At 35.9% G+C, this 12,186-nt stretch carries 13 protein-coding genes and 1 pseudogene; 4 read left to right on the top strand and 10 right to left on the bottom strand.

The genetic code is table 11. The annotated features are described in order from the left end of the window. Nucleotides 1-69: 69 nt before the first annotated feature. Nucleotides 70-207: pseudogene (locus ACQKP0_RS01450) on the bottom strand (nucleoside hydrolase); the annotation flags it as partial. A gap of 193 nt (nucleotides 208-400) precedes the next feature. On the opposite strand from ACQKP0_RS01450, the gene ACQKP0_RS01455 reads away from it, so the two are divergent. Next, nucleotides 401-1,312: a DMT family transporter gene (locus ACQKP0_RS01455; protein WP_427404026.1), complete on the top strand. Its 912-nt coding sequence runs from the start codon at nucleotides 401-403 to the stop codon at nucleotides 1,310-1,312. Between the two features lie 304 nt (nucleotides 1,313-1,616). Here ACQKP0_RS01455 and ACQKP0_RS01460 read toward each other — a convergent pair whose 3' ends face one another. The 5 genes from ACQKP0_RS01460 to ACQKP0_RS01480 form a co-directional block, all read right to left on the bottom strand. Beyond that, entirely contained in the window at nucleotides 1,617-2,045 is a 429-nt protein-coding gene (locus tag ACQKP0_RS01460) for a DoxX family protein (protein WP_427404027.1), read from the bottom strand. Between the two features lie 70 nt (nucleotides 2,046-2,115). Further along, nucleotides 2,116-2,313: a tautomerase family protein gene (locus ACQKP0_RS01465; RefSeq protein WP_427404028.1), complete on the bottom strand. Its 198-nt coding sequence runs from the start codon at nucleotides 2,311-2,313 to the stop codon at nucleotides 2,116-2,118. An 18-nt stretch (nucleotides 2,314-2,331) separates the two neighbouring features. After that, nucleotides 2,332-3,102, bottom strand: a complete 771-nt coding sequence (locus ACQKP0_RS01470) for a 2-keto-4-pentenoate hydratase (RefSeq protein WP_427404029.1) — start codon at nucleotides 3,100-3,102, stop codon at nucleotides 2,332-2,334. Nucleotides 3,103-3,138: 36 nt separating this feature from the next. Beyond that, the gene (locus tag ACQKP0_RS01475) at nucleotides 3,139-3,918 is read right to left on the bottom strand and encodes a DODA-type extradiol aromatic ring-opening family dioxygenase (protein WP_427404030.1); all 780 of its coding nucleotides are present in this window, start codon (nucleotides 3,916-3,918) and stop codon (nucleotides 3,139-3,141) included. A gap of 36 nt (nucleotides 3,919-3,954) precedes the next feature. Further along, nucleotides 3,955-4,599: an alpha/beta hydrolase gene (locus ACQKP0_RS01480; RefSeq protein WP_427404031.1), complete on the bottom strand. Its 645-nt coding sequence runs from the start codon at nucleotides 4,597-4,599 to the stop codon at nucleotides 3,955-3,957. Between the two features lie 203 nt (nucleotides 4,600-4,802). Here ACQKP0_RS01480 and ACQKP0_RS01485 point away from each other — a divergent pair, with 203 nt between their 5' ends. After that, complete coding sequence (locus ACQKP0_RS01485; RefSeq protein ID WP_427404032.1) at nucleotides 4,803-5,336, top strand: helix-turn-helix domain-containing protein; 534 nt, start codon at nucleotides 4,803-4,805, stop codon at nucleotides 5,334-5,336. Between the two features lie 524 nt (nucleotides 5,337-5,860). Continuing rightward, nucleotides 5,861-6,388: an undecaprenyl-diphosphatase gene (locus ACQKP0_RS01490; RefSeq protein ID WP_427404033.1), complete on the top strand. Its 528-nt coding sequence runs from the start codon at nucleotides 5,861-5,863 to the stop codon at nucleotides 6,386-6,388. 148 nt (nucleotides 6,389-6,536) lie between these two features. On the opposite strand, the gene ACQKP0_RS01495 is transcribed toward ACQKP0_RS01490, so the two are convergent. Further along, nucleotides 6,537-7,949 (bottom strand): LysM peptidoglycan-binding domain-containing protein, encoded by a 1,413-nt coding sequence (locus ACQKP0_RS01495; RefSeq protein ID WP_427404034.1) that lies wholly within the window; start codon nucleotides 7,947-7,949, stop codon nucleotides 6,537-6,539. Between the two features lie 372 nt (nucleotides 7,950-8,321). Between ACQKP0_RS01495 and ACQKP0_RS01500 the strand changes: the two genes are divergently transcribed. Next, on the top strand, nucleotides 8,322-8,864 hold the full coding sequence (locus ACQKP0_RS01500; RefSeq protein WP_427404035.1) for an IseA DL-endopeptidase inhibitor family protein: 543 nt from the start codon (nucleotides 8,322-8,324) through the stop codon (nucleotides 8,862-8,864). Nucleotides 8,865-9,150: 286 nt separating this feature from the next. Here ACQKP0_RS01500 and ACQKP0_RS01505 read toward each other — a convergent pair whose 3' ends face one another. The 3 genes from ACQKP0_RS01505 to ACQKP0_RS01515 all read right to left on the bottom strand — a co-directional run bounded on the left by ACQKP0_RS01505 (nucleotide 9,151) and on the right by ACQKP0_RS01515 (nucleotide 11,972). Next, nucleotides 9,151-9,798, bottom strand: coding sequence for a 3-oxoacid CoA-transferase subunit B (locus ACQKP0_RS01505; protein WP_427404036.1), 648 nt, complete (start codon nucleotides 9,796-9,798; stop codon nucleotides 9,151-9,153). A gap of 15 nt (nucleotides 9,799-9,813) precedes the next feature. Beyond that, nucleotides 9,814-10,509 (bottom strand): CoA transferase subunit A, encoded by a 696-nt coding sequence (locus ACQKP0_RS01510; protein ID WP_427404037.1) that lies wholly within the window; start codon nucleotides 10,507-10,509, stop codon nucleotides 9,814-9,816. 77 nt (nucleotides 10,510-10,586) lie between these two features. After that, entirely contained in the window at nucleotides 10,587-11,972 is a 1,386-nt protein-coding gene (locus ACQKP0_RS01515; protein ID WP_427404038.1) for a GntP family permease, read from the bottom strand. Nucleotides 11,973-12,186 lie beyond the last annotated feature (214 nt).

Here is a 12,186-nt window from a genome sequence, read left to right on the forward strand (position 1 = left end):
TCTTTGCGAGTTCTGTAATATAATCAAAGAATTCATCACGATTCGCATCATAAACCACATTCACTGGACGTTCTTTCCGCGTGAATTTGACTCCGCTACATCAAGACCACCATTTCCAAATCGATCTATAATTTTCCGACTAGAAAATACGGCCGGTTCTAAATAACAATCTGCAGGAATAACCGATATTCCGGTTAATTCAACTGAGAATAATATAGCAATTATCAGCGATGACAGAGCTATATAAATCTGTTACCTAACATAAATTTTTTATAGTATTTATATCTGAAGTTTAGCCACCACTATTTTATCATGATCATTATCTTAGACAACTTGATTATAGCCATTTTTTACAATCAGGCGTATAATTTTCCTTAGTTGAATAAAGGAGGGAACAATGATGGGGGAACTTTCCCGAACCCGCACAGCGCTTTTAATAACATTTCTCGTACTCGTGTGGGGATTATGCTGGCCCATTTATAAAATTGCTCTAAATTATACACCGCCCATTTTATTTTCAGGAATGAGAACATTATTAGGCGGAATCCTGCTTCTAATCATATCAATTCCTCGCTATAAACATATCCATTTCAAAGAGACTTGGTATATTTATTTAATATCGACTGTTTTCAATGTGATATTATTTTTCGGATTGCAAACGGTAGGACTGCAATACCTGCCATCAGGATTATTTTCAGTCATTGTTTATTTTCAGCCGGTATTAGTCGGAGTTCTAGCTTGGTTATGGCTCGGTGAGAAAATGTCTGGGTTGAAAATTCTTGGCCTTATTCTTGGCTTCCTTGGTGTTATGGTCATTAGTTACAAAAGTTTTAGTGGACAATTATCAATAACAGGAGTGGTAATAGCACTCATTACCGCTTTAAGTTGGGCTATTGGGACTGTTTTTGTGAAAAAAGTCGGAAATAAAGTCGATGCTCTTTGGCTTATCACTATCCAATGTTTCATTGGAGGCATGGTAATGACTGGTATTGGATTTGGTACAGAAAGCTTTGCTGCAATCGAATGGTCAGCACCTTATGTGTCAGGTTTATTATTTGGGGCGATTTTCGGTATCCCTTTAGCATGGCTTGTTTATTTTATCCTAGTCAGATCTGGTGAAGCGAGTAAAATCGCAACGTATACTTTTCTCGTTCCATTAATTGCCCTTGTGCTCGGAACAATCTTTCTCCATGAAGCAGTTACGATCTATTTAATCATTGGACTTATCCTTATTGTTACTAGTATTTACTGTGTTAATCATAAACCGAAACATCAATACGTCTCTGCTTCACACATACATTCGGCAAAATAAATTTAGTAAGGCTCTTTTCTTAAACTTTGTTGCTATTTGTAAATAGAGTAAAAATCGGTAGAGATTTTACACAGTAAATATCTAGTAGGATTTTTACGGTTATTTTCCGCTATCAATATAAAATATAGGATGTAGAAAAGAGCACGACACTATATTTATTCAGGCTTCACCACTATATGCGAAAAGCAACAATCTATGCGGAAACAGCCTTTAATAAAAAACACCCGATTTACCTATTTAGGATAAAATCGGGTATTTTACATATAACTTTTCCATATATATATCAATCAAAAGTAATTTTGCGTTAATATGTTTTGTGTGTACCTGCAGTGGACTTGTCTTTTACTAATAATTGACCAGCAGAAAGCAGCTTGCTTCCATTAATAGCAAGGAATAATGAAATCGCTAAGAAAGCAAGATCTAATTCATAGCCTGCCATTTTGCCATCGCCTAAGAATCCAACAGCTAATTTCACTTTTATTATTGCACCAAGCATTACAAGTACAAACAATACTGAAACAACACGCGTTCCCAATCCAATAATTAACGCGATTCCTCCAACCAGTTCAATACTAGCAACTATATAAGCCATAAATCCTGGTATTCCAATACTATCAAACCAACCGGCTATATTTTCAATTCCTCCTTGAAACTTTACAAATCCATGAACGAAAAAGATTATCCCAATGATGATTCGTAAAATAACTGCACCAACTTCATTTTTAAAATTCATTCATATTCACTCCTATTTAATTGTATTGTTTTCCATATCTCCGAGATAAACAGAGAAATATATATCAGGATTACTTAACGTTTTGTCTTTTACTCATTGGCACACCAGCTATACCCCAATTTTCTTGTGGGACGTCATGTAATAAAACTCTGATTGTTTCAGGTGAATTCCCTAATGTCCTGCTAATTGCCTCCGTAATCTCTGAAATCAATTGATGTTTTAATTCTTTAGATCTTCCTTCAAGCAAGTGTACTTGTACAATTGGCATTTTAATCCCTCTCACTAATTATCTGACAGTTAAATCAATTGTAGCTAATTGATCAAATTCAACTTCAATGAAATCCCCGGTCAAAACATGAATTGCTTCCGTTATTCCTCCAGTTAGTACAATCATTCCAGGCTCAATACAAAGTCCTGAGGAATTTAACATCTTAACCAATTCAACTACCGAACGTACAGGATGTCCCATAACAGCGGACCCTTTTCCTTCTTGAATTACTCTACCATTCAACTTCATTCGGACATTGATGTTTTCCCATTGAAACTGATCAGGCGTATATTTTTGTTTTAGAATCAAAAATTTTGCACTAGAAGCATTATCAGCAACCACATCAATCAGATTAAAAGAAAAATCCCGATAACGACTGTCAATCACTTCAACTGCTGGCATAATGCATTGAGTAGCCTGCCAAACATCTTGCTCAGTGACATTATTTCCTTGGAGTTTTTTATTCATTATAAAAGCAAATTCTGGCTCCACTCGTGGATGAATCAATCCATCTAAAGATAATTCCTCCGTAGAGATCTCCATTGACTTTAATAATCTTCCGTAAATAGGCTGATTGACTCCTACTGATTGCTGCTTTGCAAAACTTGTTAGCCCCATTTTCCAGCCAACAAATTGGACGCCATTTTGTATTTCTTTTTCCATGTTCATTTCTTGAATCTTATAAGCATCCTCAATAGTAATATTAGTATATCGTGATGTGATTTTATCCATTTCTACAGCGTTTTTTTGATGATGATAAATTTCATTAGCAATGCTATTTAGATTCATGTATTCTTTCCCCACTTTTACTAAAATCCTTTTAAATTATCCAAATTGCCAAACACTGTGACTAAGGTTTCCATATCGAAAACTACGATGAAGTAATGTCGATTTTGGATGATTGTCGGCTGCACCCATTGCATAAAAGATTGGAATGAAATGCTCGTTCCCGTATGGTGGAACCGCTAGTGGTGCATTGGGAGCAAGTGAATTATAGTTAAATAGGGTTTGTAAATCCCAGTTTTCAAGGTTTTTTGCTAACCAATCATCAAATTCAAGCGCCCATGGATCAACCTCTCCATTGTCAGCCCACTTTAAAGCTCTTAAATTGTGAACAGTCCCTCCGCTCGCGATGATTAATATATCCTTTTCTCTTAATATCGATATAGCTTTTCCGATCTTATATTGCTGCTCCGGAGTAAGGTTCGGATTCACCGACATGGCGATTACCGGAATTTCCGCATTCGGATACAGCATACGAAGAACGATCCATGCCCCGTGATCCAAACCACGAGTTGTTTCATTCTTAAAGGAAATACCATTCTGGGTGAGTAGCTCCTCTATTTCTTGTGCATGATCAAGATTCCCATGAGCAGGATACTTGATAGAGTATAAGGCAGGATCAAACCCGCCGAAATCATAGATCGTACTATATTGATCAACTCTGCTTACTTGTTGAACCTCGGATTCCCAATGAGCAGAAAACAATACAATAGCTTTTGGGCGAGGTAAACTTTGACCTAATTGATTTAAAAATTTTGTATAATCGTTATTCTCAATTGCAAGTAATGGTGAACCATGAGCAATAAATAATGATGGTAACATCTCTATTTCCCCCCTATTTTCTGTATTTGAGATTGTTTATCTTTGTAAATCATTTAAAATCCATGATTGATAATCTTGAAGATTATTTTCGGATACTGTGTGCCCTACTGGATAAGATTTAAACGTTACAGGAACACCAAGTTTAGTAAAATAATCTACATTTTCTTTTCCCCATTCATATGGCAGGACCTGATCGTATTCACCATGTGATATAAACACTGATAAATGATTGCCAAGGTTTATCTTGTATTCTTCCTTTACAAATTGAGGAATATAACCACTAAGTGCAACCACACCTTTAATTTTGTTACCAAATTTGAGGGCTAATGTCATTGATACAATAGCTCCCTGGCTAAAGCCCATCAAGTATATCTGGTTTAAATCAAGTGGATAGTTTTCGGATGCATAATCAATAAAGGTTGTTAATTTATTGATCCCCTCATCGAATACTTCTCGGTGAGGTTTGCCATAGCCTTGGATTGTAAAATAAGCAAATCCCGGTCCATGTGATAGATGTCCCCTGACACTAAAGATATAGAAGAAGTCCTCTAGACCATTAACTAGTGAAAGAATATTGTGTTCATTACTTCCAATACCATGCATAACAAACAGTGCAGGATACTTTTTCCCAGGAACAATATCCTTGGGACGGCGAATTTCATAAATCATTGGTGTTTCCATGAGTTTAACCTCCTTGTCAATAACAAATGATATATAAAAATAAAAAGTCTAATTTAATGGGATATAAAATGTTTCGATCCACAAAGTTTCTTTATATGAATCTTTGTTCTTTTATAGAATACAAAACTAAATATAGCATGTCAACGATTTTTTTGTTAATATGAAATTAAATTCACTATTAGAAAACATTTGAGGTGATAATTATGGATATCGGTTCTAAAATACGAGCGATTAGAAATAGAAAAAAAATTACGATTGCACAAATGTGTGAAGAGACAGGGCTTTCGAAGGGATTTATAAGCAATGTAGAAAACAACAACACTTCACCATCAATAAGTACATTACAAACTATTGCTGCTTTCTTAAAAGTACCATTACCCTATCTTCTTTTAGAAAAAGATGAACAAATGACGGTAATAAGAAAAAACGAACGTGAAGTAACGACCTCAAAAGAACTCGATTTAAAGGTTGAGCATTTAGCAACTAGAGGAGGATTAAGTGTTAGATTGGTGGAAATCCCATCAGGAGCTTCAACAGGTGAAAAAAATGCACATGAAGGTGAAGAATGCCACTTAGTTCTCAAGGGGAAAATTCTCGCAGAACAAGGAGAAGACTCCTATATATTAGAAGAGGGAGATACATTTAGTTGGTGCGCCAGTGTCCCTCATTACGTTAAAAATATAGGGGATGAGATTGCTTCAATTTTAATTGCTGTATATACCGAAGGATCGGAATAAACAGCAATGAAGGTTAAGTTTGTTTATTTGAATTTTATTTAAAGGCCTTTTTAAGCAATGCTGTTGTTTCTGATAAAGTTCTGGAGGGGATTATACTCCATATAGAAATCGCTCATGTGACTCTCCAGGTAATTTTATCAACAGTAGCCATTGACAATGACAATCAATAGGCACACTCCATTATTCAAAAGCAGGAGAAATTTTTATTTTTCGTAATCTTAAAAAATTCCACTTTCCTTTTGGTAGTTGTCCATATCTTTTTTTCGCATATCACATATCATATTATACGAGCTAACCTCGAAGCACCCATCCATGGAGCTCATACCTGAATCACCTCTACGGAAAGGTAGTGATATCATTATTGCTACCTTTTTTGGTGTTATCTAATTTTTATTTCCTAAACGAGAACAAAGAATTCCCGATTTTTCTTACAACTAATATTGTCAAAAGCAATTACGATAAACACATATTACTTGCTTAAATGGGAATTTTATTAATATCTTTAAAATTAGGAGATTAACAAAATGAACATAAAAATATTTAAGGTAATTAATCAGTTTTCTGGACGCTGTTCTCCAATCGATTTACTGATGATATTGATTTCAAATAAGATTCGTTATGTGTATATTTTTGTATTAATTTTTATGTGGTTTAGAAATGATTTTTATAAAAAAGTGTCTTATAATGCTGTAATATCTTCAGGAATTGCATGGTTTATTTACGCAATGATAAAATTGTTTTATTTTAAACCACGTCCTTTTGTGAAGCATCATGTCGGAATACTTACTCCTTCCAAAAAAGATTCTTCCTTTCCAAGTAAGCATACTATGCTAGTGTTTGCAATATCTACTTCTATCTTTCTTTATAACCGTATTCTAGGTTCAATTATGTTGGCATTATCAGTATTGACGGGCTTCTCTCGTATTTGGGTGGGACACCATTATCCATCTGATATTATTGGAAGTGCATTTGTCGCCTCCACGACCAGCACTATATTGAACTGTTGGAACTTTTTCAACAAAACTAAGGGGAGGCTGAAGAGGCTCCACTAAGTGAAGCCTCACTATATATCTTTGGTATAGGATTTTTTTAGATACTAAATCCTTAGAACATTTTTTAAATTTGATATAAAAAAAACGCATTTTCTATAGGAAAGAATGCGCCTGTATAATGTTATTAGTTTTCTCCTCCCCTTCCTATTCACAATTTCCTCACAATAAATGTATCCGCAAGAAGTTCCCAATTCTGAGGGAAAGGATAGCCGAGTACCCAATAACTAACGCCTCTTAGTCCATAGTTCTTTACCAAATCGAACTTTGCTTCTGCGCTTCTTGCGTCCTCAAACCAAACCTCATGTGTACGTCCTTGGTTGTCCTCGTACCGAAAATATGGTGACTGGGTTGTCTCGTCATATTTAATGTCTGCTTCATGTTGAATAGCACGTCTGATTGCTTCTTGCATGTCGAATGTCTCTGCTTCCTGTCCTTCCTCATGTGGAACAAGCCAGTCTCGTGCGTAGACTTGGAAGCCCATAAAAATTTTGTTTCTTGGAATCACAGTAATTGCATAATCTAGGACACGCTTGATTTGATTAATTGGAGAGATCGCCTGTGGCGGACCCTTACGATACCCCCATTCATATGTCATGAGTACTACAAAGTCGAGGAGCCTTCCGTGAACAGGATAATCATGTGCTTCGACTAACAATCCCTTTTGACCGGAGCTTGTTTTTGGGGCAAGTGAAGAGGAAACAAAATAGCCTTCACGATGCAGCCTATCTACTGCTCTTTCCAGAAAACGATTATAGTGTTCACGATCCTCAGGTGATACATTTTCAAAATCTATGTTTAATCCACGGTAACCTTTATTTTTCATCGTATTGATGATCGTTGTTAATAATTTTTCTACTAAGCCAGAATTAGAAAGAATTGTATGTGCCAGATCAGTTCCTGCTTCTGTAGGGGAAAAATTCGTTATGCACATCATCGGGACAACCCCAGCGGATTGTGCTGCTCGAATAGTCGGGGTGTCATCAATCACTTCAAGAGTGCCATCTTGCTTCATCCTGTAACCAAATGGACTTACATATGTTAAATCATATGCTACTTCACGGACATGCTGTGCACCCGTTTGCCCATATACATTTGTAAAACCGTTCACATCAATGATTGGCTTTGGTCTCTGAGGAATCCTTAAAACTTGACCGATAGTAATACTCGAAGGATCAGTTATTCTATTGGTCTGCATTATTGCTTGAACAGTCGTTCCATATTGTCTTGCAATATTATAAAGGGTATCATGTTCTTTTACTGTATAATAAATAACTGGAAGAGTGAGCCTTTTTCCTGGATAGATGTTGGAAGGACTTGTTAGGTGGTTTGTTTGCATAATTTCCTGTACAGTTGTTCCAAAACGAATAGCGATATTTCCAAGAGTATCTCCTGGACTTACTCTATACTGTAGATACGGTTCAGGAATCAATAGTGCTTGGCCGATTACTAAACTATTCGGATTTTCAAGACCATTAACCTTAACAATTTGGTTGGTACTCACACCATATTGCCGGGAAATCTTCCACAAGATATCCCCCTTACTTACCACATGGATTTTCACATACTAACCCCACTTTCCCTTATTATTCACTTCATTATATTCTACGAAACACCCCTATATGTTTGGCTTTATTATTGATTAAAAACTCGTATATCTTATTTTCCTTGAGCATAAAAAGATTACTAATTAAAATCATCCATACAATTTTCTAAGAATATACAGAAATTTTATTATTACTATGAATTAATAAGAACTCTATTGTAATTTTTTAGATACTTCTGTAATACAAATGTAATATTGTAACTCTTTTGTAACCATTTTGATTGGTAAATAATTTATGATGTTTTTAGTTGATCAAAACCATATTAAAAATCACTTCTCTTTTTTATAAATATTTTACCTAACTAGTCATTTTTCAGGAGGAATCTTTAAATGAAAAAAATCTTTACTGCTATCATAATCGGAGTGATATTTTTATCATCAAGTTTAGCTGCCTATGCTCAAATGTCATCAGAGAGTCTCACAGCAAGTAAAGCCTTATCGATTGCCCAGAATGCTCGTACCCAATATTGGAGTGCATTAAATGGATATGATATTAAAAGCAACAAAACATGTTTTCAAAAAACATTTACATATAAAAAGACAGAATATCGATATTTATGCAAAGAATTTAATACTAAGAAAAAACTAGTCAATTACTTAAATAAAGTTTTTACGCAAAATGCAATTGAAAAAGGCTTAAAGGATTATCGTTTCATTAAATATAAAGGAAAATTAGCACAACCAGTTGGTGATGGTGGAAGTGCATTAAATTGGAATAAAGCGAAAGGAAAAGTCATTTACAAGAAAAAAGGGGTTCGATTATTCGAGTTTTCAGTACCAAATGAAGAAACAGAAAAAACTGTAAAAGTGAAAGTAACCTTTGTTAATGTTAAAAATAAATGGTTAATTAATGCATTGGATAGTGTTAGATAATTAAACAATGGGACAAGGGACCAGGCCCTTTGTCCCTCGATTTTTTCGCGAGAAATCTAATTGATTCAACGAACCCAAGTTTCTTTTCGAAAACTCAGACTCTATCTGCGCGAAACATTGTATGAACTGCACAAATATTAGTTAGAAGTGCTCTAGTTTGGTCCGAACTGCACGAAATAGAACTTTTTCCTATCATGCATTTCGAAAGAAGTTTGATACATATGTTTTTACCAGTTATATTTACAAAAAAAGCTACGAATCAATTTCGTAGCCTTTTTTCCTATTTTTACACAACTAATGCTTCATTTACGATAAATTCAGCTTCTGTATTTGCCTTAACTTTATCTAATGTAACTCCTTCTTGCAATTCGACTAATTCCATACCGCAATCGGTAAATCGGAATACAGCTAGGTCGGTTATTAAACAATGAACAACCCCTTTTCCTGTTAGTGGAAGGGTACAGGTTTTTTTAACTTTTGATTCACCATATTTATTCACATGATCCATAATTACGACGATGCGTTTAGCACCTTGGACAAGGTCCATTGCTCCACCCATGCCTTTTACCATTTTCCCAGGAATCATCCAGTTTGCTAGATCTCCAGTTTCAGACACTTCCATTCCGCCTAAGATAGCGAGATCGATATGTCCACCTCGAATCATCGCAAAGGATTCTACGCTGTCGAAATATGATGCACCTGTTTTAGCGGTAACTGTTTCTTTCCCTGCATTAATGAGATCGGGATCTACTTCATTCGGATGAGGATAATTTCCAATTCCAAGTAAACCATTTTCAGATTGAAGCATGACATTAAAATCACTTGGAATCATATTCGCAATTAAAGTAGGCATTCCAATTCCTAGATTCACACACATTCCATCTTCAATTTCTTTTACTGCACGTTGAAGAATTTTTTCTCTTCCGTTACTCATAAGATCACCTCCAAATTATGCTTCACTCGTTGTAAGTTTTTCAATTCGTTTTTGATACTCTTCTCCTACATAGACGTGTTGAACATACACACCTGGAGTATGAATTTCATCTGGATCTAGTTCTCCCATTCCGACAAGCTCTTCTACTTCAACAATGGTAATTTTCCCTGCCGTTGCAACGATTGGATTAAAATTACGAGCCGTTTTACGGAATACTAGATTACCAAAAGGATCTGCCTTCCACGCTTTCACAAATGCGTAATCTCCTACAATTGCTTTTTCCATAATATAGGTTTTTCCATCAAACTCTTGATGCTGCTTCCCTTTCGCTACTTCTGTTCCAACTCCTGTAGCTGTGTAAAATGCCGGGATACCTGCACCACCTGCACGGAGTCGTTCTGCTAATGTTCCTTGAGGCACAAGTTCAACTTCAAGCTCTCCACTTAAAAATTGCTGTTCAAATAACTTGTTTTCCCCTACATAGGACGCCATCATTTTCTTAATTTGTTTATTCTCAAGCAATAGGCCAAGTCCCCAATCATCCACTCCGCAGTTATTGCTGACAATTGTTAGATCTTTAGCTCCATGATTTCGTAACTTGCTAATTAATTTTTCTGGAATGCCGCATAGTCCAAAGCCCCCAACAACAATGGTTGAGCCATCTTTGATATTAGCCACAATACCATCTAATGACGATATGACTTTTCCCATGTAATCCATCTCCTCAATAATTCAATTGGCTCTTTTCGATTTTCACTTGATTTTACAAAACGAAAAGAGCCCTTCAATTAAATAAATAATGTAGCTGCAAACGCGATAATAAAGACCGTTGCAGTTTTTAAAACGGTTAAAGCAAAAATATCTTTATATGATTGACGATGTGTTAATCCTGTGATCGCTAATAATGTTATAACTGCACCGTTATGCGGTAAGGTATCCATTCCACCTGAAGCCATCGATGCGATTCTGTGTAGCATTTCTGGAGTAATTCCTAGATTACTAGCGATTTCTAAATAGTGTTTTCCCATTACTTCAAGAGCAATCGATAAACCACCCGAAGCAGATCCAGTCACACCCGATAATACGTTAACCGCAACAGCCTCGGACACTAATGGATTACTGCTAGCATTAAACACCCAATCCTTGATTACTGAAAATCCTGGTAGAGTTTTAACAACATTCCCGAAGCCAACCTCTGAAGCTGTATTGAATATAGCAAGTAAAGAACCCATAGCAGCCGCTGTTAACCCAGTAGCTAGGTTCAACTTAATTCTTCTTACATTTAAAAGCATAGCTGCTAAAATCCCAATCGCAAGGGCAACGATTAAAGACCATGAAGATGTTACAGTACTCACATCGGCAATATTGTAATTATCTGCTAGTAATTTTGCATTATACCAATGCTTAACAGACCATCCAGTCCTGCTAAAGACAAAGTTCAAGGCGATGACAACAACGAGTGGCACAATAGAAAGCCAGAAATTTGGAAGACTTTTTTCATCGATTGCATCTGGTTCGTTCTTATGCCCAGTTCCGTACCCTTCCCCTTTTGCTAATGCTTGCTTACGGCGACGTTCAAGCCAGAATAAACCACCAGTAAACACAATAATTGCCCCAATGATTCCGATGACTGGAGCAGCATACGTATCTGTTCCAAAATAGTTTGTAGGAATAATATTTTGAATTTGCGGTGTCCCAGGAAGGGCATCCATTGTGTACGTAAATGCTCCAAGGGCAATCGCTCCTGGAATTAGTCTTTTGGGAATATCTGCTTCCTTAAAAATGGCAGCTGCGAATGGATAAACAGCAAAGGCAACGACAAATAATGAAACACCACCGTAAGTTAATGCCGAACAAGCGATTACAACGGCTAAAATAGCATGCTTAGCACCTAAAGATTTAACAATAGTTCGTGCAATTGAAGCGGCAGCTCCACTCATTTCCATTACTTTTCCGAAAATAGCTCCTAGTAAGAAAATTGGAAAGAAAGATTTAATATAATTTGCTGCATTTGACATATATGTTTCCGTATAACCTGGGAGTAGATGTCCACCTGACATAATAATTGCTAACAATGTTACAATCGGCGCGATAATAATAACTGGATAACCGCGATAAGCTAAAAAGATTAATAAACCAAGTGCTAAAATAATTGCAAAAATTTCAATGAACAAATAAATTCCCCCTGTTTATTTACTAATGGCTTTTTCGCAAAGATTGTCAAAATTCTAGTCGATTTTTACTCATTTTATTAGCAACAAAGTTTACGAAAATGCCCCTGCTACTACAAATCCCATCCACATCTCCCCAGAATTGACGGAACGTAGTATTACTTAATTCCCATATAAGCTATTATTCTAATTCCCTAAATTGAATAATAGCTGAATG

The organism is Heyndrickxia sp. NPDC080065, from assembly GCF_050281185.1.
GTDB lineage: Bacteria > Bacillota > Bacilli > Bacillales > Bacillaceae_C > Heyndrickxia.